The 22644-nt window shown below is 72.9% G+C and carries 21 protein-coding genes and 1 pseudogene; 11 read left to right on the forward strand and 11 right to left on the reverse strand.

What is annotated here, in order from left to right:
* Positions 1-10 precede the first annotated feature (10 nt).
* Positions 11-1618, forward strand: coding sequence for an AMP-binding protein (locus tag ON36_RS13130; RefSeq protein WP_043652014.1), 1608 nt, complete (start codon positions 11-13; stop codon positions 1616-1618).
* A 489-nt stretch (positions 1619-2107) separates the two neighbouring features.
* Here the strand turns inward: ON36_RS13130 and ON36_RS13135 are convergent, their stop codons facing one another.
* From ON36_RS13135 to ON36_RS13155, 5 genes are all read right to left on the reverse strand, one after another.
* Entirely contained in the window at positions 2108-2668 is a 561-nt protein-coding gene (locus tag ON36_RS13135; RefSeq protein ID WP_043652016.1) for a flavodoxin domain-containing protein, read from the reverse strand.
* A gap of 110 nt (positions 2669-2778) precedes the next feature.
* Entirely contained in the window at positions 2779-4521 is a 1743-nt protein-coding gene (locus ON36_RS13140; RefSeq protein ID WP_043652018.1) for a sensor histidine kinase, read from the reverse strand.
* A 75-nt stretch (positions 4522-4596) separates the two neighbouring features.
* Positions 4597-5004 (reverse strand): hypothetical protein, encoded by a 408-nt coding sequence (locus ON36_RS13145; RefSeq protein ID WP_043652020.1) that lies wholly within the window; start codon positions 5002-5004, stop codon positions 4597-4599.
* A 23-nt stretch (positions 5005-5027) separates the two neighbouring features.
* A complete protein-coding gene (locus tag ON36_RS32720) occupies positions 5028-5543 on the reverse strand; it encodes a GNAT family N-acetyltransferase (RefSeq protein WP_052313936.1) in 516 nt (171 codons plus the stop codon).
* Between the two features lie 15 nt (positions 5544-5558).
* Positions 5559-6479, reverse strand: a complete 921-nt coding sequence (locus ON36_RS13155) for a universal stress protein (RefSeq protein ID WP_043652021.1) — start codon at positions 6477-6479, stop codon at positions 5559-5561.
* A gap of 218 nt (positions 6480-6697) precedes the next feature.
* On the opposite strand from ON36_RS13155, the pseudogene ON36_RS33495 reads away from it, so the two are divergent.
* Positions 6698-7695: pseudogene (locus ON36_RS33495) on the forward strand (zinc-binding alcohol dehydrogenase family protein).
* A gap of 33 nt (positions 7696-7728) precedes the next feature.
* Here the strand turns inward: ON36_RS33495 and ON36_RS13160 are convergent.
* On the reverse strand, positions 7729-8592 hold the full coding sequence (locus ON36_RS13160) for a universal stress protein (RefSeq protein ID WP_043652023.1): 864 nt from the start codon (positions 8590-8592) through the stop codon (positions 7729-7731).
* A gap of 201 nt (positions 8593-8793) precedes the next feature.
* On the opposite strand from ON36_RS13160, the gene ON36_RS13165 reads away from it, so the two are divergent.
* Positions 8794-9741, forward strand: a complete 948-nt coding sequence (locus ON36_RS13165) for a CHAD domain-containing protein (protein ID WP_043652025.1) — start codon at positions 8794-8796, stop codon at positions 9739-9741.
* A 48-nt stretch (positions 9742-9789) separates the two neighbouring features.
* On the opposite strand, the gene ON36_RS13170 is transcribed toward ON36_RS13165, so the two are convergent.
* The gene (locus ON36_RS13170; protein ID WP_043652026.1) at positions 9790-10434 is read right to left on the reverse strand and encodes a response regulator; all 645 of its coding nucleotides are present in this window, start codon (positions 10432-10434) and stop codon (positions 9790-9792) included.
* Positions 10431-10991: a flavodoxin family protein gene (locus tag ON36_RS13175; RefSeq protein WP_052313937.1), complete on the reverse strand. Its 561-nt coding sequence runs from the start codon at positions 10989-10991 to the stop codon at positions 10431-10433. Before ON36_RS13175 ends, ON36_RS13170 begins: the two co-directional genes overlap by 4 nt.
* A 191-nt stretch (positions 10992-11182) precedes the next feature.
* On the opposite strand from ON36_RS13175, the gene ON36_RS13180 reads away from it, so the two are divergent.
* Positions 11183-12889: a SulP family inorganic anion transporter gene (locus ON36_RS13180; protein WP_043652064.1), complete on the forward strand. Its 1707-nt coding sequence runs from the start codon at positions 11183-11185 to the stop codon at positions 12887-12889.
* An 89-nt stretch (positions 12890-12978) separates the two neighbouring features.
* Positions 12979-13878 carry a universal stress protein gene (locus ON36_RS13185; RefSeq protein WP_052313938.1) on the forward strand — a complete coding sequence of 300 codons (900 nt, stop codon included), beginning with the start codon at positions 12979-12981 and terminating at the stop codon, positions 13876-13878.
* Between the two features lie 13 nt (positions 13879-13891).
* Here the strand turns inward: ON36_RS13185 and ON36_RS13190 are convergent, their stop codons facing one another.
* On the reverse strand, positions 13892-14869 hold the full coding sequence (locus ON36_RS13190; protein ID WP_245558068.1) for an Acg family FMN-binding oxidoreductase: 978 nt from the start codon (positions 14867-14869) through the stop codon (positions 13892-13894).
* Between the two features lie 82 nt (positions 14870-14951).
* A complete protein-coding gene (locus tag ON36_RS13195) occupies positions 14952-15860 on the reverse strand; it encodes a universal stress protein (protein ID WP_052313939.1) in 909 nt (302 codons plus the stop codon).
* 287 nt (positions 15861-16147) lie between these two features.
* On the opposite strand from ON36_RS13195, the gene ON36_RS13200 reads away from it, so the two are divergent.
* Genes ON36_RS13200 through ON36_RS13220 form a run of 5 tightly spaced genes read left to right on the forward strand, consistent with a single transcriptional unit; the run spans position 16148 to position 20993 of the window.
* Positions 16148-17152: an Acg family FMN-binding oxidoreductase gene (locus ON36_RS13200; RefSeq protein WP_043652030.1), complete on the forward strand. Its 1005-nt coding sequence runs from the start codon at positions 16148-16150 to the stop codon at positions 17150-17152.
* Positions 17149-17865 carry a hypothetical protein gene (locus ON36_RS13205; RefSeq protein ID WP_052313940.1) on the forward strand — a complete coding sequence of 239 codons (717 nt, stop codon included), beginning with the start codon at positions 17149-17151 and terminating at the stop codon, positions 17863-17865. Before ON36_RS13200 ends, ON36_RS13205 begins: the two co-directional genes overlap by 4 nt.
* The gene (locus ON36_RS13210; RefSeq protein ID WP_043652031.1) at positions 17862-18779 is read left to right on the forward strand and encodes an ABC transporter ATP-binding protein; all 918 of its coding nucleotides are present in this window, start codon (positions 17862-17864) and stop codon (positions 18777-18779) included. Before ON36_RS13205 ends, ON36_RS13210 begins: the two co-directional genes overlap by 4 nt.
* Positions 18776-20383, forward strand: coding sequence for an ABC transporter permease (locus tag ON36_RS13215; RefSeq protein WP_043652034.1), 1608 nt, complete (start codon positions 18776-18778; stop codon positions 20381-20383). Before ON36_RS13210 ends, ON36_RS13215 begins: the two co-directional genes overlap by 4 nt.
* A 10-nt stretch (positions 20384-20393) precedes the next feature.
* Positions 20394-20993, forward strand: a complete 600-nt coding sequence (locus ON36_RS13220; protein WP_157224865.1) for an Rv1733c family protein — start codon at positions 20394-20396, stop codon at positions 20991-20993.
* Here ON36_RS13220 and ON36_RS13225 read toward each other — a convergent pair.
* On the reverse strand, positions 20898-21473 hold the full coding sequence (locus tag ON36_RS13225) for a DUF1003 domain-containing protein (RefSeq protein WP_083885107.1): 576 nt from the start codon (positions 21471-21473) through the stop codon (positions 20898-20900). The genes ON36_RS13220 and ON36_RS13225 overlap by 96 nt on opposite strands.
* Positions 21474-21712: 239 nt before the next feature.
* Here ON36_RS13225 and ON36_RS13230 point away from each other — a divergent pair.
* The coding region (locus ON36_RS13230; protein WP_043652075.1) for an alpha/beta hydrolase at positions 21713-22644 on the forward strand (932 nt) is incomplete at its 3' end.

Raw genomic sequence — 22644 nt, forward strand, 5'->3', positions numbered from 1 at the left:
AGAGGATCTCATGATCGAGCCCGCGGTACTGACGCGCCGACTGATCGACGAAGCTGTCGCACTGCGTGCATGCGTGCGCGCCGGGTTGATAGGACGAATGCCCCTCTCCGCCGCCGCCGCGATGGTGGCGTCCCTGTCGAAATTCGGGACGATCGGCGGCGCGCTGAGCGCGTCGGCGGCGCGTTGTCCCGATCGGGTCGTGGTGATCGACGAGCTCGGCGCCCTCACCTACGCCGAACTCGACGGCGACACCAACGCCATCGCCCACCGCTGGCGCGCCGAAGGACTGCCCGCCGGTGCGTCCGTGGCGATCATGGCGCGCAACCACCGGGGATTCCTGATGGCCCTGTTCGCGGCGGGCAAATGCGGTGCCAGGATCGTGTTGCTCAACCACGACTTCGCGGGACCGCAATTGCGCGAGGTGGCCGAGCGCGAGGGCGTCGATCTGCTCGTCTACGACGAGGAGTACGCCGCCGTTGTCGCGGAAGTATCCGCGGCGCAGGGGAGATGGCGTGCTTGGGCGGACACCCCTGGCGGCGACACGCTCGCGGCCGCAGCCGAGTACCCCGTTCGCGGGACCCCGCCACGGCCTGCTGTTCAGGCCACATTGGTGGTGCTGACCAGCGGCACCACCGGCACTCCGAAGGGCGCGTCGCGCCCGGAGCCGCGCTCGTTCACGCCGATGGGCGGACTGTTCGGCAAGGTGCCCTATCGGTCCGGTGAGGTCATCGAGATCTGCCCGCCGCTGTTCCACGCCCTCGGTCTCAATCAGGCGGTGCTCGCCATCGCCATGGGCATGACCGTGGTGGTGCGGCGTCGTTTCGACGCGCTCACCACCTTGCGCAGTCTCGCGCGACATCGGGTCACGACGCTGATCCTGGTACCGGTGATGCTCCAGCGTATCCTCGATGCCGAACCGAATCCGTGCGAGCATCATGACCTTTCGGCGTTGCGGATCATCTTCCTCGCCGGTTCGCAACTGGGCGCACCACTGTGTACCAGAGGGCTCGACGCCTTCGGTCCGATCCTCTACAACCTCTACGGCTCCACCGAATGCTTCTACGCCACCCTGGCCACCCCGGACGAGCTGACGGCCGAACCGGGGTGCGTGGGAACGGTCGTGCGCGGTGTCCGATTGGAAATTCTCGGCCCCGACGACGAGCCGGTGCCCACCGGTGTGTCGGGACGCATCTTCATCGGCAACCAGCTGCAGTTCGAGGGCTACACCGGCGGGGCCACCAAAGAGCGCGTCCGTGGCCTGATGTCCAGCGGCGATGTGGGTCATGTGGACGCGGCCGGGAGGCTGTTCATCGACGGCCGCGACGACGATATGATCGTCTCCGGCGGCGAGAACGTCTTCCCCGGCGAGGTCGAGGAAACCCTGGCAGCCCACCCTGGCATCGAAGAGGTTGCGGTGCTCGGTGTGACCGATCCCGAATTCGGCCACCGGTTGAAGGCGTTCGTCGTCGCGCGTGCGGGGACCCGGCTCACCGAAGACGACGTGAAGTCCTACGTGCGCGCCACGCTCGCGCGGTTCAAGGTTCCCCGCGACGTCGTGTTCCTCGACGAATTGCCGCGCAACCCCACGGGCAAGGTGCTCAAGCGGCAGCTGTCCTGACGGTGCTGCCCCCGCGACAGAATGGTCGTCGCTGACCTCCATTCCCGTGGCCAACGCGACCGTAGTCGTCCGCAACCCGGCGAACGGCCGGAGGGTGCGGCCGGTTTCCGACGTTTCCGCGGCGGCGGTTGCCGACGCGATCACCGTCCTGCCGCCCACCAGCCGCGCTGAGAATCGCTCGGCCCACCGGGCGATCGACAGGGCTGTTCGCACTGCAGGATCGGATACTCGACAACGCCGTGCGGCTGGCCGATGTCATACAGTCCGAAAGCGGAATAGCGCGTGTCGGGCCGAGCTCGGGGTGACGGCGTGGATGGATCTCGCCGGATACTGGGCTCGCAAGGCCGGAGACGTGACTTGCCTTCCGGCCGTAGCCGGGAGACCTCGAGTGACACCGACCGTCGAATCGACGGTCGTGATCGGGGCGGCAGGGTCGGCCACAGCGGCATCCCTTCCGGGAGGGATCGAGGGAGAAGACGGGCCCGGCGGTCATCGAGGCGGCACCCGGTGAACCTGCGCCGGGGCGAGGCTCAGTGCGTCGGCGATGTCATCGGTCCAACGCAGGACGGCACCCCAGTCCCGGAGGTCGCCGTAGCGGGTGCCACCGAGGAACCGGTAGACCGTGTGTGCGCGCCAGGACACTCCGGCGCGCTCGTAGCGCCCGGCGAAGGCGGTGTAGCCGCGGGGGCTCAGCTCGCGGAGGGTGGACCGGATCTCCGGCGGGACCCGATGGCCGACCCAGCGCCCGAGCGGGCCCCGCAGGGCCGGGCCCAGTCCCACGCTGAACAACCAGACGTCCTTGTGGCCGAGCGAATCGAGGTTGTGGCGGACGAAAGACGACGCCGCGGGGAGCAGCGCACGGTCGTGGACGGCGCTCCCGAGGATGACGGCGTCGATGCCGGTCAGGTCGGGTGGATGCTCGACATCGTGCAGTTCCGCCCGCGCGCCGCGGGCGAGCAGCTCCTCGGTGATGTATTCCGCTATCTCGCACGTGGAGCCCTGTGCGGTGGCATACAGAACGGCGATGCGGGGTTCGGGTGTGGAGGTCATGATCCATCCTGTTCCGCGACGGTTCCCGGGGATCAGGGCCGGTGTGCGATTGCGTGCGGGACCAAAGCCACCGATCCGAGGGCCGCGCCGACTTCCTTCGGCAGGGCCGGTCAGGGCAGCGGAACCGACCAGTGCACCGTGGTGCCTCCCTCGGGACCGCGGTCGATCAGGAAGGACCCGCCGCGCTGCGCGGCACGGGCGGCCAGGTTGGCCAGTCCGCTGCGCCGGGCCGGCTCGGGGTCGATGCCGACACCGTCGTCGGTGACATCGATGGTGACGTCGTCGCCGATGCGCAGCTCCACCGCGACGGTCGTGGCGTTCGCGTGGCGCACGACGTTGCTGATCGCCTCGCGCAGGACGGCCTCGACGTCGTCGGTCAGCGGCGGAGCGAGGACGGTGACCGGGCCCGCGATGCGCACGGTGGTGCGCAGGCCCGCGTCGGCGGTCATGTCGACGATGATGCCGTGCAGGCGTTTCCGGTACTGCGCGGAGTCGGCGACGGTGTTGCTCTGCAGGTCGAAGATCGAGTAGCGGATGTCCTGGACGATGGCCTGGATGTCGTCGACGGTCTCGGCCAGGCGGGTGCGCACCTCCGGGGCGCGGGCGCGCTGGGTGGTGCTCTGCAGCGAGAGTCCGACGGCGAAGAGCCGCTGGATGACCTGGTCGTGCAGGTCGCGGGCGATGCGGTCGCGGTCGGTGAGGACGTCGAGTTCGCGCATGCGCCGCTGGGTGTCGGACAGTTGCAACGCGACCGCGGCCTGGTCGGCGAAACCGGCGACCATTCGCTGGACCGCCTCGTCCAGGTCCGCTGCCCCCGGATGATGCAGGATGCTCAGCACGCCGATCACACCGCGGTCGGCACGCAGCGGGAAGACCCGGACCGGTCCGAAGCTCCTCGGCGCACCGTCCAGGGTGAGGGCCAGTGTGTCGGCCGCGATGCTGTCGCCGGTGCGGAACGCGCGTCCGGTGAGCGAATCGCGGACCGGCAGGCGCCGGCCGGTGAGGTCGTCGCCCTGGGTTCCGGAGGCGGCCGCCACCACCAGTTCCCGCACGTCCTCGCCGGGGATGTCGGGGTCCTCGGGCAGGGCGACGAAGGTGTAGGCGGCGCCGGTCAATTCGCGGGTGGTGCGCGTGATCAGGGCCAGGACCTCGCCCTGGCTGCCGCCCGCGAGCAGGGCGGTCGCCACCTCGCTGGTGGCCTCGAGCCACTGCTGGCGGATCCGGGACTGCTCGTAGAGCCGGGCGTTCTCGATGGCGATCCCGGCCGCGGCGGCCAGGGCCTGCACGACGACCTCGTCGTCCTCGGTGAACTCCTGACCGCCCGCCTTCTCGGTGAGATACAGGTTGCCGAACACCTCGTCGCGGACCTGGACCGGCACGCCGAGGAAGGTGTGCATCGGCGGGTGGTTGGCGGGGAAGCCCACCGAGGACGGGTGGCCGGACAGGTCGGCGAGGCGGATCGGCTTCGGTTGTTCGATGAGCAGGCCGAGCACACCGTGCCCGCGCGGCAGATCGCCGATCAGCACGCGGGTGCGGTCGTCGATGCCCTCGTAGACGAATTCGGCGAGGCTGGTGCTGGTGGGATCGGCCTCGCGGACACCGAGGGCGCCGTAACCGGCGTCGACGAGTTCGATGGCGGTGTGCACGATCGAGCGCAGGGTGTCGTCGAGGTCGAGCCCCGAGGTCACCACGAGCATCGCCTCGACCAGCCGGTCCATGCGGTCGCGCACGTCGATGATCTGGGCGATGCGGTCCTGGACCTGTTCGAGCAGTTCCCGCAGGCGCAGCTGGGCCAGCGCCTGGGTGACGGGAGCGGGGGAGCCGCCGGTGGATTCGCGGTCGTGCTCATCCATGGCGGGATCCTCGCAGGTAGAGTCGGGGGCCGCGAGCGGGCACGACCGATCGTGACCGGTCCGCGATCTCGGCCCTCACACGGAGACGTGCCGGTAACGGCCGGCGAGCAGGCAGACCGCGAGGCCGAGGACACCGAAGATCGGCTGCAGCCAATGGAAAGCGCCGATGATCAGCGGCTGGACGGCGACCCAGCCGATGAGCAGGATCCCGCTCACCCAGCCCGCCCGCACGCAGGCGTGGTCGCCGCGTATCGCCGTCACCGTGGTGACCGTCATCGGGGCGGCCACCACCAGCATCAGCAGCAGGCCGGCGACGGTCTGGCTGTGCAGGGGGAGACGGCCGGTGATGTCCGGGCCGAGGTCGGCGCCGCCGCCGATCAGGCCGATTGCGCCCGCGTAGGCCCAGAACGCGATGAAGCCTGCGGTTCCGGCCAGCGATGCCCGCGCGGCGCGATCGATCCGGCGTTGGTCGAGAGTGGACATGGGGGGACTCCGTTCGCAAGCGGTCAGAGGACGGCGTCGACGTAGGCGATGCCGTCCTGGCGCTGGGCGCTGATCGGGAAATCGGCCTCGATGAGCAGGCGCATCATCTTGGAGTTCGTGGGCAGGACCTCCGCGAGCAGGTGGCGGATGCCGTGCGCGCGGGCGGTGTCGGCCAGCCTGCGCAACAATGCGGTGGCGACCCCGTGCTCCTGGAACTTCCCCGCGACCACGACGGCCACCTCGGCCGCCTCGGTGCCGTCGAGGGCGATGTAGTTGGCCACGCCCACCAGCAGCTCGCCGTCGAACGCGCCGATCGAGGCGTGGGTCGTGTCGTTGCGGACCGCCGCCGCGGCGAGTTGACCGAGATCGCCGGGGAGTGGGAAGAAGAATCGGTTGCGGCGATCGCGATCGCTCATCGCGGTGTAGAGGCGGGCGACCGCCGCCGTGTCCTCGCCGGTCAGCGGACGACAGGTCAGGCCGAGCGCGGTCAGGGGATCCGGCGGGACGGTGCGCCGCGGGGGCGCCGGTTGGTGCAGCATGACCGATTCTCTTTCTCAGGACGGGTGGACGATCATGACGGGGCAGTGCGCGTGCTGGACCAGGGCGTTGCCCGTCGAACCGAGGAGCAGGCCGCGGAAACCGCCCCGGCCTCGATGACCGGCCACGAGCAGCTGCGCGAACTGTGACCACTCGACGAGGTGGTGGGCGGGTCCGTGCCGATAGATCCGGCGGCTGACCTGGACGTCCGGGTACTTCTCCTGCCAGCCGGCCAGCTGCTCGGCGAGCAGTTCCTCGGACTCGGTCACCGCGACCGGGTCGTCGAGCACATCGGGTACCCCTGCCACCTGCTCGAATCGCAGATCGGTCCAGCAGTGCAGCGCGATCAACGGAACCCCACGCAGCGAAGCCTCGGCGAACGCGACCTCGGTCGCCGCCCGCCCCGGCTCGCTGCCGTCCACACCGACGACGACCGGCCCGGCGGTGCGGGCACCGTGCTCGCCCACGCCGCGGTCGCGGACCACGGTGAGGACGCCGTGCGCGTGCGCGGTCACCGCCAGCAGGGTCGATCCGAGGTGGTCGAGGATGCCGCCGGCGCCACCTCCGCCGATGACGGTCATGTGCGCGTACGCGGACTGCTCGACCAGCGCGTGGGCCGGGGATTCGTCGGTCTGCTCGATGTCCACGGTGAGTTCCGGGTCGATCTCGGTCACCAGCTTCCGTGCCGCGTCGAGGTAGGCGGTGGCGTGGGCCCGCATCGCGATCGTGACCGAGGGAACGAACAGGTCGAAGGGGCCGAAAACCGCTTGGCTCGCGGCGACGTCGAGAGCGTGCAACAACCGGATCGGCCGCCTGCGCGCCGACGCGGTGTGGGCTGCCCAGCGAACGGCTTCGCGGCCGTGACGGGAGCCGTCGACGCCGACCAGGATCGGCGCCGACACCAGATCGGCGCGGTCGTGTGGAGACGATGCGTTCATGGGTGACCTTTCCTCTGCGCTGTGTCCACAGTGCGGCACCGGCCCGGCCGCGAAGCAGAGCCGCAGGACCCGATCCGGCGAGGACTTCGGACCCCGGTCGCCTGCGCGGCTCACCCGCCGCAGAGGACCGAAGTCCCGGACACACCGGGCGATGGTCCCGTGACCGGTGGCCCTCCGGCTGCCAGGCTGGTGGGAACGACGAACGACGGAGGCACGACATGCGGGTGTGGCGGGTGGAACGTCCCGGTCCTGTCGCGAGCGGGCCGATGCGGTGGACGACCGCCCCGCGTCCCGACCCGGGCGCGGGGGAACTGCTGGTACGGGTGCTGGCCTGCGGGGTGTGCCGGACGGACCTGCACGTCGCGGAGGGGGATCTGCCGGTGCACCGGCCGGGGGTGACGCCCGGGCACGAGGTGGTCGCCGAGGTGGTGGGAACCGGGGACGGCGCCCGGGGTTTCACGATCGGGGACCGCGTGGGGATCGCCTGGCTGCGCCACACCTGCGGGCGTTGCCGGTTCTGCCTGCGCGGCGCGGAGAACCTGTGCCCGGACTCGCGCTACACCGGCTGGGACGCCGACGGCGGCTATGCCGAATTCGCCACCGTCCCCGCGGACTTCGCGCTGCCGCTGCCGAGCGGATATCGCGACGAGGAACTGGCGCCGCTGCTGTGCGCGGGCGTCATCGGCTATCACGCGCTGCTGTGTGCCGCGCTGCCCGCGGGCGGCGCGCTCGGCATCTACGGCTTCGGCGGCAGCGCCCATCTGACCGCCCAGGTCGCGCTCGCGCGCGGTGCGCGAGTCCACGTGATGACGCGGGGCGCGGCCGCGCGGGAGCTGGCGACCGGGCTCGGGGCGTCCTCGGTGCAGGGCGCCGCGGACAGCCCGCCCGAACCCCTGGACGCGGCGATCCTGTTCGCGCCCGCCGGCGAGCTGGTGCCCGTCGCCCTGGAGGCCCTGGACGCCGGGGCGACGCTGGCGGTCGCCGGAATCCACCTCAGCGACATCCCGCCGCTGAACTATCAGCGGCACCTGTTCCGCGAACGCGCGCTGCGCAGCGTCACCTCCAACACCCGCGACCAGGCCAGGGAGTTCCTCGCCGAGGCCGAGCGGCACCGGCTGTCGGTGACCACCCACCGCTACCCCTCGACGGCGCGGACCGGGCACTGGCCGATCTGGCCGAGGGCCGATTCGACGGCGCGGCGGTGCTGGTGCCGTGAGGCGCTCGGCGGCGTCCCACGGCACCGGGGTGATCAGTCCCGCGTGCGCGGCCGGACGATGATCAGCGGGCATTCGGCGCCGTGCAACACCGCCTGGGACACCGAGCCCAACGCCATCCCGGTGAAGCCGCCGCGTCCGTGGCTGCCGACCACGATCAGCCTCGCCCCGATCCCCGCGTCGAGCAGGGCGCGGGCCGGCTTGTCCTCGATCGCGATCCGGCGGACGTCCACCTCGGGGTACTTCTCGCCGTAGCCGGCGAGGTTCTCCGAGAGCAGTGTGTCGGCCTCGGTCTGCATCGTGCTGCGCGGTTCGTACCGGTAGAACTCCGACCAGGCGTGAACCGCGACGAGCGGCGCCGCGCGCCGGGCGGCCTCGTCGAAGGCGACGGCGACGGCCTCGGCGCTGCAGGCCGACCCGTCCACTCCGACGACCACCGGTCCGTCGGCGGCGTAGGGATGTTCGGGGACGATCGCGACCGGGCATCCGGCGTGGCGGGCCAGGGAGGTGCTGACCGAGCCGAGCAGGGTGCGGCGGAAGGCGCCCATGCCGCGCGAGCCGACCACGAGCAGCCGGGCGCCGTCGCTGTGCCTGCGCAGCACCGGAACCGCCGGGCCCTCGGCGAGCGTGGTGTGCACGGTGGTCGCTGTGAGGGTCGCGGCGTCGGAGGCCGCGTCGGCGAGGATGGCGCGGCCGTCGCGGATCAGCGCGTCATGGTCCCAGTACGGCTGCGACAGCGCGGGGCTGTAGTCGATGGGGATGTCGACGACGAACACCAGCTCCAGCGGTGCCTGGTGTTCGGCGGCGTACTCCGCCGCCCAGCGCAGCGCGGTGGCCGCCTGCTCGGAGCCGTCGACCCCGACGACGACCGGTGCCTCGGTGTGCGTGTGTTCGGACATGGTCTGGCCTTTCTCCTGGGCTTTGTCCCACTGTGCGCCGGACGGCCCGGCCGCCGGCAGTGCCGCAGTGCCCCGATGGGATGGGCCGGAAGTCGCTGCCGGGTGCGCCGTTCGGCGCTGCACGCGCAGCCCGATGGCCCTGGTCGGCGCCGCCGACCCGGAGCAGGGTGAAGGGCACAGACATCGTTCGAGGAGGCCCTGATGAGCGCAGACACCGACACCGCCGACCGGCTCACCGTCGCGACGCCGCCACCGAGCCACCTGCTGCTGGCGGACTATCTGGATGCCCAGCGCGCGGTCCTGCTGGCCGCGCCGATCACGGCCGACCTCGCGGACCCCGCCACCGTCCACGAGCCGGTGGTCGCCGCCCGCCGGGCGCGCAGCGCCCTGAGCGCGCACCGGCCCGTGGTCCGCAAGCAGTCGGAGGTGCGCAGGCTCATCGAGGAACTGCGCTGGTTCGGCATCAGCCTGGGAGCCGCGGCCGAGCTGCGGGAACAGTCCGCGCGGTTGCACGCGGCGGTGGACGGGCTCCGCCCCCGGTACCTGCGCGGGCCGGTCCGCGAACGGCTCGACACCTACTTCGCCGCCCGCGTCCAGCCGGCCTGGGCGGCGGCGACCGAGCTGCTCGCCGCGCCCCGCTACCACACGATGCTCGAAGACCTCACCGCTGAGGAGGGGCTGCTCCGGGCCGGTGTCGTTCCGGGACTCGACGGTGTCGACCAGGCCCGGGTGCTGGGCGAGCTGCTCGAACGGGTGCGCAGGCGGATGCGCGCGGTGCAGACGGGGCGCGACGAGGACGGGATCGACGCCGCCACGCACGCGCTGCGCAAGGCGGTGCGGCGGACCCGCTTCTATCTCGAATCGGTGCACGACCTCGCCCCCACGCGCAGCACCGCCGCGGTGGACGGCCTGCGCGCGCTGCAGGACCTGCTCGGCGAGCACCAGGACGCCGCGGTCGCCAAGCACCATCTGATCCAGCTGACCAGGGAAGCCGAGAGCGCGGGCGAGTCGACGTTCACCTACGGCCTGCTGCTGCAGCGCGAGATCGACCGCGCCGCCTGCTGCGCCCAGGCGCTGCCCGCCACCTATTGGCAGTCGCTGCGCGCGGTGCGCGTGATGGCCGACGTGCACGACGTGCACGACGGGTGACGCGCGAAAGGCCCGGTCGACGAGGGACCGGGCCTTTCGCGGCGCGGGTCAGCGGCGTGGCGGCCTGCCCAGTTCGGCGGCCAGGACAGCGGCCTGCGTCCGCCGTTCCACACCGAGTTTGGTCAGCAGCCGCGAGACGTAGTTCTTGATCGTCTTCTCCGCAAGGAACATCCGGGCCGCGATCTGGCGATTGGTGAGCCCCTCGCCGAGCAGGGCGAGCAGGGTGCGTTCCTGCTCGGTCAGGCCGGCGAGGGGACCGGTCTGCTCGGCGGCCTCGGACCGCAGTTTGGCCATGAGCGCGGCGGCGGCGCGATTGTCCAGCAGGGACTTGCCCTGACCCACCTCGCGGACGGCCTGGACGAGCTCCAGGCTGCGGATGTCCTTGACGACGTAGCCGCTCGCGCCGGCGAGGATGGCGTCGAGCATGGCCTGCTCGTCGGTGAACGAGGTCAGGATCAGGCACTTCAGGCCGGAATCGGCCGAGAGCAGGTCGCGGCACAGCTCGATGCCGTTGCCGTCGGGGAGCCGGACGTCGAGTACCGCGACGTCCGGGCGCAGCGCCGGGATGCGGGCCAGGGCGTGCGCGCACGAGTCCGCGTCGCCGATCACCTCCAGATCGGGCTCGCCCGCGAGCAGATCGGCGATGCCCCGGCGCACGATCTCGTGGTCGTCGACCAGGAAAACGGTGGTCATGACCGCCCTCCGCTCGATCCGGTGCCCCGCTGCATGATCCCGCGTGGCGCGGGAGCGGCGCCGAGCGACTCCCCCCAGGAGACCGCGCGGGCGAGCTCGCCCGCGGTGAGCGGCCCCTCGACGTCCTCCACCGTGAAGTCCTGCGGCGGGCAGGCCGGCCGATAGCCGAGGTGGCGCTGGCGCTTGGCGATCCCGTGCGCCGCCGATCCGGGCAGCAGGCGTGGATGGGCGGCCTTGGTCCCGAACGCCGCCGCGAGGGGCGATCCGGCGACCGGCAGGGCGGCGTCGAGCCACTCGCGGACACCGAGATCGAGGTCTGCGCCCTCGGCGATCCGCGCCCGGGTGGCCCCGTCACGGCGGGTCGAGGGTCTGCTGAGCCCGAAGGCGTGGGTGGGTCCGCCGACGACCAGCAGATCGACGTCGGGCGCCGGCCTGCCCGCGGCCGTGGCCACCGGGCACAGCTCCACCTCGAAGCGGTCCCGCAGACCCTCCGCGACCGCCCGCGCGACCGCCTCGGTGTTGCCGAACAGTGATTCGTAGACGACGAGTGCTCGCATGATGGACTGCCTTCCGATCGGGCAGGCGATCCGGGGTGATGCGCCTGGTGACACCCTGCTCCCAGCCTGGTCCGCCCACCGGGCGGCGGATCAGTGCCTTTGGTCCCCGATGGCAGGGACCCGCGACACGATCCGGGGACGTTCGGCTGTCCCCGGATCGGGCACGGGCGGTCCATCCTGGGACGGTGACGGTGCGCGTGCTGCCGGGGCTCCGGCAATTCGAGGGCTATCAGCGGGCCTGGCTGCGGTCGGACGTGGTCGCGGGGGTGACGGTCGCCGCCTACCTCGTGCCCCAGGTCATGGCATACGCGACCGTGGCCGGCCTGCCGCCGGTGACCGGGCTGTGGGCGTGCCTGGCGCCGCTGGCGGTCTACGCGCTGCTGGCCACCTCCCGGCAGCTCTCGGTCGGTCCCGAATCGACCACCGCCCTGCTGACCGCGGTCGCCCTCGGCCCGCTCGCCGCCGGAGACCCGGACCGCTACGCCGCCCTCGCCGCGATGCTCGCCCTGCTCGTCGGCGGGCTCTGTCTGCTCGGCGCGCTCGCCCGGCTGGGGGTGCTCGCCGATCTGCTGTCGCGTCCGGTGCTGGTCGGCTATCTGGCGGGCACGGCCGGGCTGATGATCATCGGGCAGCTCGGCCGCGTCACCGGCGTCCCGGTCGAGGGCGATTCCGTGCCGGAACAGCTGCGGTCCTTCCTCGCGAACCTGGGCTCCTGGCATCCGGCCACCGCGGTGCTCGCGGCCTCGGTGCTCGGGGTGCTGCTCGCGCTGGCCCGGTGGGCGCCGCGGGCGCCGGGGCCCCTGCTGGCGGTCCTCGCCGCCACGGCCGCGGTCACCGTCCTGTCGCTGCAGGGCTACGGGATAGCGGTGGTCGGCGAGGTGCCCGCGGGCCTGCCGGTGCCCGCCGTCCCGACCGCGCCCGCCGCCGACGTCGTGGCGCTGCTGCTGCCCGCGGTGGGGATCGCCCTGGTCGGCTTCTCCGACAACGCGCTGACCGGCCGCGCCTTCGCGGCCCGCCACGGCGCCCACGTCGAGACCAACACCGAGCTGGCCGCGCTCGGCGCCACCAACGTCGCGTCGGCGCTCACCCACGGCTTCCCGGTCAGCTGCAGCGGCAGCCGCACCGGGATCGCCGACCTGATGGGCGCGCGCACCCAGCTCTACGCGCTGGTCACCCTGGTCACCGTCCTGATCGTGCTGTTCGGGGCGAGCGGCGTGCTGGCCGACTTCCCGCTCGCGGCTCTCGGCGCCCTGGTCGTCTACGCGGCCCTGCGTCTCATCGATGTCGCCGAGTTCCGGCGGATCGCGCGGTTCCGGCGCAGCGAGCTGGTCCTCGCGGTCGCGACGGTGGCGGCCGTGCTGGGATTCGGCGTCCTCTACGGTGTGCTCGCCGCGGTCGCGCTCTCGGTGCTCGACCTGCTGCGCCGGGTCGCCCGCGCCCACGACGCGGTGCTCGGCTTCGTGCCCGGGCTCGCGGGCATGCACGACGTGGACGACTATCCCGCGGCGAAACCCGTTCCCGGACTGGTGATCTACCGCTACGACGCGCCGCTGTGCTTCGCCAACGCGGAGGACTTCCGGCGCCGCGCGCTCGACGCGGTGCGCTGGTCGGCCGACCACGGCGGGGAGCCGGTGCGCTGGTTCGTACTCAACGCCGAAGCCAATGTCGAGGTCGACCTGACCGCGCTCGACGCGGTCGAACAGGTCCGCGCCGAGCTGGCGGCCCGGGGCATCGTCTTCGCCATGGCGCGGGTCAAGAACGACCTGCGGGACGACCTGGACGCCTCCGGCCTCACCGAACGGATCGGCGCGGACCGGCTGTATCCGACCTTGCCGACCGCGATCGCGGCCTACCGCGCGGACCGGGAGAGGGGGCCGATGGACCCATCGGGTGGATGACCTCGGACCCTGGGTAACCGCCGGGGCGGCGGCCATGCTCGAAGGAGACCATCGCGGCGCCGCCGCGCGAGGACGGAAGGGACCCGACCATGTCCGGCAACGCCACCGCACACCCCGCCCCCGGACCGCGACCGATCCTGGCCGCCGTCGACGGATCGGCGAGCTCCTACCAGGCGGCGGCCTGGGCCGCGGCCGAGGCCGCGCTGCACGGACGCCGACTGCACATCCTCACCTCCGGCGCCATCCAGACCGGCTCCGGCCCCGGCGTCTCGCTGGCCGAGGCCGACCTGGAGTGGCTGCGCACCGACGCCGAACGCGTGGTCGGCGAGGCCGCGCGGGTGGCTCGTACGGCGGTACCCGACCGGGACCTGCCGATCACCACCGAGGTGAGCTTCGAGCTGGCGGCGCCCCTGGTGATCGAGCGGTCGGCCGGCGCCGAGATGCTCGTGCTCGGCAGCCGTGGGCTCGGCGCCTTCCAGCGTGGGCTGCTCGGGTCGGTCAGTTCGGCGGCGGCCCGGCACGCGCGCTGCCCGGTCGCGATCGTCCACGACATCGCGGCGCTCGACCCGGTGTCGATCACCCGCCCCGTGCTGGTCGGTGTCGACGGGACCGAGAACAGCGCGCCCGCGGTGGCGCTGGCCTTCGAGGAGGCCTCGCGCCGCAAGGTCGGCCTGATCGCGGTCCACGCGTTCAGCGACTCCAGCGATCTGCCCGCCTACGGGTGGGAGATCGGCCGGGAGTCGGCCGAGGCCGACCTCGCCGAGAACCTGGCCGGCTACGCCGAGCAGTACCCGGACGTGCCGGTGCGCCGGGTGGTCGTCGCGAACCGGCCGGTGCGGGCGCTGCTCGAGGAATCCGGTAACGCGCAGCTGATCGTCGTCGGCAGCCACGGCCGCGGTGGGTTCGCGGGCATGCTGCTCGGTTCGACCAGCAACGCCGTGCTGCACAGCGCCGACATCCCGGTGATCGTGGTGCGCGACCGGCGCTGACCGCGTCGGCGCCTCAGGCGAAACTCAGCACGTCGACCAGCGGGCGCCGGGGCGTCGGTGGCGGCAGGGGCTCGTCGGGGGCGGAACCGATACGGACCAGCGCCTGGGGAATCCCCGGGTGCCCGGTCAGCGCGGCCAGCAGCCGCCGTCCGGCCGGATGCTCGGTCAGATGGGTCAGCGCACAGCTGACCAGGCCGCTCGCGGTGCATTCCAGCAGCACCGACGACAGCGCCTCGCCGGCGTGCAACCACTCCGCCGTCGTGTCGCCGGTCGCGGTGAGCACCGCGAGCCGCGCGTGATCGTCGAGTCCGGTCCGCCGGGCCGAGGGACCGACCTCGGCGAAGGTGCGGGCCACCCCGACCCTGGCCTGTTCCGACGGCGAGGCGAGCGCCTCCGGCGGCACCCCTTCGGGGGTGTCGGAATGCCCGCTCCACCAGCTGATCTCGCGCTGGTACTGCGGATCGTAGCGGCGCAGCGCGTCGGACTGTTCCGAGGCGGTCACCAGCCTGCCCCGCGCGTCGGCGTCGAGAATGTCGAGCGTCAGATCGTGGGCGGCGACCAGGTCCTCGACCGCAAGCCGGATCGAGGCCCAGCCGGCGGGTTCCCGCATCGGCAGGCGGTCGGTGTAGCGGCGATCGATGGCCTCGGCGCGACGCAGCACCGCCACCGGGGGAGCGGGCCACGGCCGGAAGGTGATCGCCGCCAGCAACTCCGGGCGCTCGGGGTCGGGCAGCCGGGTGACGTCGGTGTGCCAGCGGTGGGCCGCGAAGGCGGTCCGCACGTGGTGCAGGACCGCTCCGCAGCTGATCACGGCCTGGCGCCCGTTCGGGTCGGCGGCGGCCAGCCTGCGCTCGGGGTCGGCGCGCAGCGTCAGGGTGGCGCCGTCCAGATCCCAGTGCCAGGGCTGGGTGTTGTGCACCGAGGGCGCGCGGCAGCCGAGCCGGACCGCGGCCCGCACCGTGTGCCGGTCGGGAATCGGGTGGTCGCTCATGGTCGCATTCTCCCTCGTCATCCCGGCGGGGCCGCTGAGGACGACCGCGCGTCGTCGCCCGGTCCCGGCGCGCGGATGGCCGTCACTCCGGGTGGGCGATCAGCACCGGGCACCCGGCGTGCTGGATCAGCCAGTTGCCGGTCGAGCCGAACAGCAGACCACGGAAACCGCCGCGGCCCCGGCTGCCGACCACGACCAGCTGCGCGGTGCGCGACCACTCGCCCAGGCGCTCCCGCGGGCCGCACAGGACCACCTCGCGGCGAACCCGCACCTCCGGGTACTTCTCGCTCCATCCGGCGAGCCGTTCGGACAGCAGGGCGGCTTCGCCGGTCTCGAAATCGGCGACGGGCAGCTCGAGGTAGCCGGTTCCGGCGAACTGCCCGGCCGACAGATCGCTCCACGCGTGCACCGCGACGAGTTCCGCCTCGCGCTGGGCCGCCTCGGCGAACGCGGCGGCCACGGCGGGTTCGCCCACGGGGCTGCCGTCCACGCCGACCACCACCGGCCCGCCGGTACGTCCGGCCGCGCCGCGGACCACGACGACACCGCCGCGGGCATGGGCGGTGACCGCCAGCAGCGTGGAGCCGAGATGCGCGGCCCTGCCCGCGGATTCGGTGGTACCCAATACGAGGAGATGGGCGGTGCGCGACAGGTCGACCAGCACGGCCGCGGCGCCGCCGGTGCGCACCTCGGTCACCGGTTCGATGTCCGGCACGGTGTCGACCGCGATCTCGCGGGCCACGGTGAGCGCGCGTTCGGCGTCGAGCCGCAGGTCCTGCATGGTCGTATAGGCGAGCGTGGCACCGACATCCGGCGGTGGGGTCGCGTCGAGGAAGTCCGAGCACGACACGATGTGCAACCGCCGACCGCGGTCGGCGGCGGTTCGCGCGGCCCAGCGCACGGCGGCGGCCGCGCCGTCGGAGCCGTCGGTGCCGACGACGATCCGGGCGTCCGCGCTCAGGTGCGGGTGGTCACTGGTCCGGGGAGCCATCACTGCCTCCGTCTCTGGCCGCCGGGTGCGAGCCTCGGCTCCAGTGTCGTCGTGGGGTGCGGGCCGCGGTCACGGGCGAAGGTCCTGTCGCCAGCGGACCTTCGCCCGCGGCGACGGGTACCTTCGCATCTCCCCGTTCCGCGCCGACGCGCCGACCATGAAGACATGCCCCTCGCGCCGAACTTCCGTCAGGCGACAGCGTCGTCGCCCGGGTGAGGAGACCGCACGACGACGTGCCGGCAGACCCCACCGCCGCACCGGCGACACCACGACAGAGAGCAGGGACCATGTATCGCGGACTTCCCGACGACGAGACCGTACGCGCGGCCCTGACCCTGGCCGGCCGCGCACCGTCGGTGCACAACATCCAGCCGTGGCGCTGGCGGGTGACCGATCACGGCCTGCACCTGTACCTCGACCCCGATCGGACCCTGCCCGCCACCGACCCCGACCAGCGCGACATCCTGCTCAGTTGCGGTGCGGCCCTGCACCATCTGACCGTCGCGCTCACCGCGCTCGGCTGGTCGCCGGTGATCCACCGCCTCCCCGATCCCGACCGGCCCGATCACCTGGCGGCCCTGAATCTGGTGCGGCACCGTCCCACCGACCGCGACATCGAACTCAGCGCCGCGATCACCCGCCGCCACACCGACCGGCGCCGTTACACCTCCTGGCCCATCCCGCCCGGGTACCTGAGCCTGTTCACCGAGCGCGCCGCCGCCCTCGGCGCGGTCGTGCACCACATCGACGATCACGCGCGCGGTCAGCTGGGCACCGCGATGCGCGCGGCGGCCCTCGCCCACGCCGCCGACGCGCCCTACGCCCACGAGCTGGCGGTGTGGTCGGGCAGGCACGGCAGCGCCGACGGTGTACCCGCGCGCAACGTGCCCGAGGCGACGGCCGGGGACCTCTTCCCCGTGCGGCACTTCGCCGGCGCCGAACTCCCCGACACCGCCACCGAACCCGACCACGCCGAGGTCCTGCTCACCGGCACCTGGGCCGACGACCGGCTCGCGCGGCTGCGCGCGGGCGAGGCCGTCAGCAGTGTCCTGCTCACCGCCACCAACATCGGGCTCGCCACCTGTCTGCTGACCGAACCCCTCGAGGTGGCGGGCCAGCGCGACCTCATCCGCCGCAGGCTGCTCGGCGACGGCAGCTACCCGCAGGCCTTCGTCCGGGTCGGCTGGGCACCGACCAGTGCCGACGAGGTCCCGCCGACGCCGCGCCGCGCCGTGCGCGAACTGCTCCTCGACGCCGAATCCGGCGCCGCGACCGAGCGATTCCGGCCGTGACCACTCCTGCGGGCGCGCTCTGGTCGCGCTGGACCACCACCGTCACGGTGGGCGAGATGATCGGCTTCTCACTCCCCGCCGTCACCGCCGTCGCGGTACGCGACGCCCCCGGCCCGGTGGCCTTCTGCGCGCTGCTCGCGGCGGGCGCGGGTGAGGCGGCGGTGCTCGGCGCCGCCCAGGCCAGGGTGCTGCGGACGGTGCTGACCGGACTGTCCGGTCGCCGCTGGACACTGGCGACGGTCGCGGGCGGCGTGACGGCCTGGGCGATCGGTTCGGCCGCCCCCGTCGTCGGCGCGCGCGCCGATTCTCTCGGGCCGGTGCTGACCGGCACGCTGTTCGGTGCGGGCGCGGTCGCGTTGCTGCTGGCGATGGGGATCGCTCAGTGGACCGTGCTGCGCCACGCGGTGGACGGCGCGTGGCGGTGGATCCCGGCGACGATCGCCGGGTGGGCCGTCGGACTCGGCGTCTTCGCCGCGATCACCACCCCGCTGTGGCATCCGGGGCAGGACGCCGCGCTCGTCCTCGCGATCGGGGTGTTCGGCGGTGTACTGATGGCCGCCTCGATGGCCGCGGTCACCGGGGTGTTCGTCGTCCGCCTCGCCGGATCGGCGCGCCGGAAGCACGGCTCCGGTCCGGCGAGGACCATCGCTGACCCCGCCGGGACTTTCGGCACTGCCCACGATCGGGTTCCCGGAGAAACGATCACACCATGACAAGCGATGTCGCCATCTCGGTCGCCGGGCTCACCAAAGCGTTCGGCCACACCGTCGCGCTGGACGGGCTCGACCTGCAGGTGCGCCGCGGGGAGATCCACGGCTTCCTCGGCCCCAACGGAGCGGGCAAGACCACCACCATCCGGGTGCTGCTCGGCATGATCCGCGCCGACGCGGGCACGGTCGAACTGCTCGGCGCCGACCCGTGGCGTGACGCCGTCGCCCTGCACGCGCGCCTGGCCTACGTACCCGGCGAGGTCACCCTGTGGCCCGGGATCACCGGCGGCGAGACGATCGACCTGCTGGGGCGGCTGCGCGGCGGCCTCGACCCCCGCCGGCGCGACGAGCTCCTCGAGCGGTTCGACCTCGATCCCACGGTGAAGGGCCGCGCCTACAGCAAGGGCAACCGGCAGAAGGTGGCCCTGGTCGCCGCGCTCGCCTCGGAGGCCGAACTGTTCCTCTTCGACGAACCGACCGTCGGTCTCGACCCGCTGAAGGAGATCGAATTCCGCACCTGCGTGCGGGAACTCGTCGACCGGGGCCGGACCGTGCTGCTGTCGAGCCACATCCTGGCCGAGGTCGAGGCGCTCTGCGACCGCGTCAGTATCGTGCGGCGCGGCCGCACCGTCGAGAGCGGGAGCCTGGCACGGCTGCGGCACCTGAGCGCGGTCACCGTCACGGTCGAGACCGCCGGGGATCCCGCCGCCCTGGCCGACGTCGCCGGTGTGCGAAACCTCGTCGCCGACGGGCACCGGGCACGGTTCGACACCGAAGCCCGCTTCCTCGACGACCTCCTGCGCGCCCTCGCCACGCTGGGCGTCCTCGATCTGACCGTCGGCAGGCCGACCCTCGAAGACGTCTTCCTGAGCCACTACACCGACCGGCCCGCGGCGCCCGCGCCGGTGGCGACATGACCACCGTGACCCGGGCCGGCGGGTCGTCGGCGGGAGTCGCGGAGCTGACGCGCTTCGCGCTGTGGCGCGAGCGGTGGATCCTGCCGTGGTGGCTGGGCGGCGTCGCGGCGCTGCTCGCGGTGCAATCCGTCAGCAGCGCACGGCTCTACGACGACCCGGGCGCGCTGGCCCGGTTGCGCGCGACCATGAGCGCGAACGCGGCCATGGTGTTCATGGGAGGACCCGAGCGGCTGCTCGAGACCCTCGGCGGCGAGATCGTCTTCGAGGTCTTCGCCTACCTGGCTGTCGTCGTCGCCCTGATGAACATGTTCCTGGTGTGCCGCAACAGCCGATCCGACGAGGAGAGCGGCCGCGCCGACCTGGTGCGCGCCGCGCGGGTGGGGCGCCGCGCACCGCTGTCCGCCGCGCTCGCCCTCGCCGCGTTCGCCGACCTCGGTGTCCTCGTCGTGGTGTTCCTCGCTGCCGTCGGCACGGGCCTCCCGGCCGGCGGGGCGCTCGCCCTGGCCGCCGCACTGGCGGCCGTCGGGACAGTCTTCGCGGCGGCGACCGCGGTGGCGGCCCAGATCTTCGAGAGCCCGCGCGGGGTCTACGGCTGCGTGACCGCGCTGGTGGCGGTGGCCTACCTGCTGCGCGCGGTCGGCGACACCGGGCCCGCGGCCGCCGCCTGGTCGTCCCCGATCGGCTGGGGGCAGCGCATGTATCCGTTCGTCGACAACCGCTGGTGGCCGCTCGCGCTGTACGCCGTCGCCACGATCGTCGCCGTCGCGGCGGCCTTCGCACTGCTGGATCGGCGCGATCTCGGGGCCGGGCTGATCCGTCCCCGCCGCGGCCGGGCGACGGCCTCCCCGCGGCTGCGATCGCCGTGGGCACTGGCCTGGCGGCTGCAACGCGGATCCGTGCTCGCCTGGTGCGCGGGCGCGTTCGTGCTCGGCATCGCCTACGGCGCGTTCGCCGACAGCATCGAGCAGTTCCTCGCGGACTATCCCGAACTGCGCGCCTACTTCGCGGCGGGAATCGAGCAGGCGGTGAACAGCTATCTGGCGCTGACGATGTCGATCGTGGCGCTGCTCGGCGCGGCCGCGGGCGTGGCGAGCGCTGTGCGGGCACGCAGCGAGGAATCCTCGGGGCGTGCGGATCCGGTGCTGTGCGCGCCGGTCGGGCGTGGACGCTGGTTCCTCGGCCAGGCCGCGACCGCGTTGTCGGCCGCGACGATCACCACCGGCGCGGGCGGCCTCGGTCTCGGACTGGCCGCGGCGGTGACGATGCGCGAGGCCGACCAGATCCCGCGGCTGCTCGGCGTGGCCGCGGCGACGCTGCCGGCGGTCTGGGCGATCGTCGCCGTCGCGGTCGGTGCGGTCGGGCTGACCCCTCGTCGGGCCGCGGTGGTGGCGTGGAGCGCGTTCGCCTACGTGGCGGTGGTCGCGATGTTCGCCGACGCCTTCGACCTGCCCGCATGGTCGGTGACCGCCTCGCCCTTCCGGCATCTGGCCGCGGTCCCGCTCGAACGTTTCGACCTCGTCGGCGCCGCGCTCGTCAGCGCGGTGGCCGCCGCCTGCGTCGTCGCGGGCGTCCTGGGATTCCGTAGCCGAGACCTGACCGCGTGAGGTGATCGCCATGGCATCGACGACTTTCCGGTTCGACGACGTCGTTCGTGGGTTGGCTCGCCGGTGGCGCTGCGCGCCGTGGAGCCGCAACCCCCTGGTGCGGATCGGTGACCGGCTGCTGACCCTGGTGCGGCTGGTCGCGGTGCTGGCGACCCTGGCCGCGGTACCACTGGCCGGGGCGGTCGGCTCGATCACCTACGCCGACGACGCGGCGCACATCCGCGCCGAACGCGCCGAGCGGACCACGGAGCAGGTGCTCGTCCTCGACGCCCCGCGCCGGGACGCCGACGGCGGCTACCGCGCGCCGGTGCGCGGCCACCCGGGTTCGGCGACCACGATCACCACGGCGACGGTGTCGCGGACGACCAGCGCGGGTGACACGGTGACGATCTGGATCGACGCCACGGGCGCGCAGACCTCCGCGCCCCGGGAGCCCGTGGCCGCGGTGGTCAACGGAATCGGTGCCGCGGTGGTCTGTTTCACGGCCGTCGCGCTGCTGTGCTGGTGCGCGGTGTCACTGGCGGAGTGGTCGGTCGGTGGCCGTCGCAGCGTCGGCTGGGATCGGGAATGGGCCAGGTTCGCCCATCCCGCCCAGGGCGGCAGGCCCTGAGCCCATCTGCGGTGCCGTGTCGTCCAGCCGCCGCTGCAGCTCCGACAGCATCGTGTGGATCGCCCGGGTCAGCTCGGTGTTGGTCTTCAGTTCCAGTTCCTGTTCGAGGAAGTCGTGGTCGGCCTTCATCTGCTGGAACGTGGCCTGGCGGTTCTGGCCGATCATGACGAACGTCGAGAGGAAGATCGCCTCCAGCGAGACCACCAGCGTCAGCGTCGGCCACGGACTCGCCTCGGCCAGCATCATCCAGACCGCGAAGCCGATCGCGTGCAGGTAGACGAACCACATGGAGCCGGCGAAGCGGGTGATGGTGTCGGCCAGGCGCAGTTGCAGGTCGGAGTGGCGGTACTCGCGATGCGCTACCACGACGGGGTGGTGGTGGCCCGGATCGGTGGGGTCCGGAACGGCCGGGTGCGCGAGCGTCACCTCCGTGAATGCGGTCGGTGGCGGCGCGACGGGACGGGGCGGATCGAACGACATGTCTCGAGCATGGTCGTGCGTACTCGGCCGGGGCAGGGCCACAGGTCGCCGCCCGTGGGGCCGGTCGTCCCGCGTTCCGACCGAGGGGTTTCGCTGTCGGTCCCGCGCCCGGAAGGCCCGGCTGCGCGCCCCCGAAACGGCGTCATGCCCCGCGCCGGGGACCGGGCACCACGTCGTGCGGGCGATCCGCGATCGACCCACCGCCGCAGGCCCGTTCGCCGCTTCCGTACGGTGGGACCATGCGACTGGGAGTGGCCGAGCTGATCGATCCACGGCTGTGGCCCCTGGCCGAGGAGTCGCGCGCGTTCTATCGCGATCGCGTGCCGGGCCGCGGTCCCGACGGCCCTACCGAACTCGTCGCGGCCCGGGCCGCGACCCCGGTGCCCGCACCGGTCGATCCGCCCCCGGTGACCGAGACCCTCACCGTCGGCGGGCACGGCGTCGCGGTCCGATGGCACGTGCCGGTCGAGGGCCCGGCGCGCGGGGTGTTCCTCGAGCTGCACGGGGGCGGGTTCTACCTGGGTTCGGCCGCGGCGAGCGATCGGCGCAACCGGCAGCTCGCGGACGCCCTCGGCGTGGTCGTGGCGAGCGTGGACTACCGGCTCGCGCCCGAACATCCCTGGCCCGCCGCGCCCGACGACTGCGAGACCGCCGCGCTGTGGCTGGCCGCGCACAGCGCGGCCCGCTTCGGCACGACGACGCTGCTGATCGGCGGGTTCTCCGCGGGCGCGACCCTGGCGACGACCACGCTGCTGCGCCTGCGCGATCGTGGCCCACACGTATTCGCCGGCGCCGTCCTGCAATTCGGCACCTACGACCTGAGCGGCCTGACCCCGCCCGGGCGGCTGATCGCCGACGAGTACTTCCTCGACGCCTACGCGGGCACGCTGACCGACCGTACGAATCCCGACTTCTCGCCCCTCTTCGCCACCCCGGCCGGTCTGCCACCGGTCCTCATGGTCGTCGGCGAGGCCGACATCCTGCTCCAGGACAACCTCGCCATGGCCGGGCGGCTGTCGGGTGCGGGGGTCGACGTCGATCTGCGCGTGTATCCGGAGGCGCCTCACGGGTTCACCGCGCATCCCACGCCCCTGGCCGCGGCCGCGCGCGCGGACATCGAGTCCTGGCTGGCCGAACACCTGCCCGCCGTCACGGCGCCAGGAAGTGCTCC

The organism is Nocardia thailandica NBRC 100428, from assembly GCF_000308795.1.
Classification (GTDB): Bacteria; Actinomycetota; Actinomycetes; order Mycobacteriales; family Mycobacteriaceae; genus Nocardia; species Nocardia thailandica.

Coding starts and splice junctions, on each gene's coding strand:
- ON36_RS13140 (WP_043652018.1), bottom strand. CDS start 4,521: ATGGATGAGCACGACCGCGAATCCACCGGCGGCTCCCCCGCTCCCGTC.
- ON36_RS13195 (WP_052313939.1), bottom strand. CDS start 15,860: ATGGCTCCCCGGACCAGTGACCACCCGCACCTGAGCGCGGACGCCCGG.
- ON36_RS13220 (WP_157224865.1), top strand. CDS start 20,394: ATGGCATCGACGACTTTCCGGTTCGACGACGTCGTTCGTGGGTTGGCT.
- ON36_RS13135 (WP_043652016.1), bottom strand. CDS start 2,668: ATGACCTCCACACCCGAACCCCGCATCGCCGTTCTGTATGCCACCGCA.
- ON36_RS13175 (WP_052313937.1), bottom strand. CDS start 10,991: ATGCGAGCACTCGTCGTCTACGAATCACTGTTCGGCAACACCGAGGCG.
- ON36_RS13210 (WP_043652031.1), top strand. CDS start 17,862: ATGACAAGCGATGTCGCCATCTCGGTCGCCGGGCTCACCAAAGCGTTC.
- ON36_RS13185 (WP_052313938.1), top strand. CDS start 12,979: ATGTCCGGCAACGCCACCGCACACCCCGCCCCCGGACCGCGACCGATC.
- ON36_RS32720 (WP_052313936.1), bottom strand. CDS start 5,543: ATGCTGCACCAACCGGCGCCCCCGCGGCGCACCGTCCCGCCGGATCCC.
- ON36_RS13190 (WP_245558068.1), bottom strand. CDS start 14,869: ATGAGCGACCACCCGATTCCCGACCGGCACACGGTGCGGGCCGCGGTC.
- ON36_RS13200 (WP_043652030.1), top strand. CDS start 16,148: ATGTATCGCGGACTTCCCGACGACGAGACCGTACGCGCGGCCCTGACC.
- ON36_RS13225 (WP_083885107.1), bottom strand. CDS start 21,473: ATGTCGTTCGATCCGCCCCGTCCCGTCGCGCCGCCACCGACCGCATTC.
- ON36_RS13145 (WP_043652020.1), bottom strand. CDS start 5,004: ATGTCCACTCTCGACCAACGCCGGATCGATCGCGCCGCGCGGGCATCG.
- ON36_RS13155 (WP_043652021.1), bottom strand. CDS start 6,479: ATGAACGCATCGTCTCCACACGACCGCGCCGATCTGGTGTCGGCGCCG.
- ON36_RS13160 (WP_043652023.1), bottom strand. CDS start 8,592: ATGTCCGAACACACGCACACCGAGGCACCGGTCGTCGTCGGGGTCGAC.
- ON36_RS13130 (WP_043652014.1), top strand. CDS start 11: ATGATCGAGCCCGCGGTACTGACGCGCCGACTGATCGACGAAGCTGTC.
- ON36_RS13215 (WP_043652034.1), top strand. CDS start 18,776: ATGACCACCGTGACCCGGGCCGGCGGGTCGTCGGCGGGAGTCGCGGAG.
- ON36_RS13170 (WP_043652026.1), bottom strand. CDS start 10,434: ATGACCACCGTTTTCCTGGTCGACGACCACGAGATCGTGCGCCGGGGC.
- ON36_RS13165 (WP_043652025.1), top strand. CDS start 8,794: ATGAGCGCAGACACCGACACCGCCGACCGGCTCACCGTCGCGACGCCG.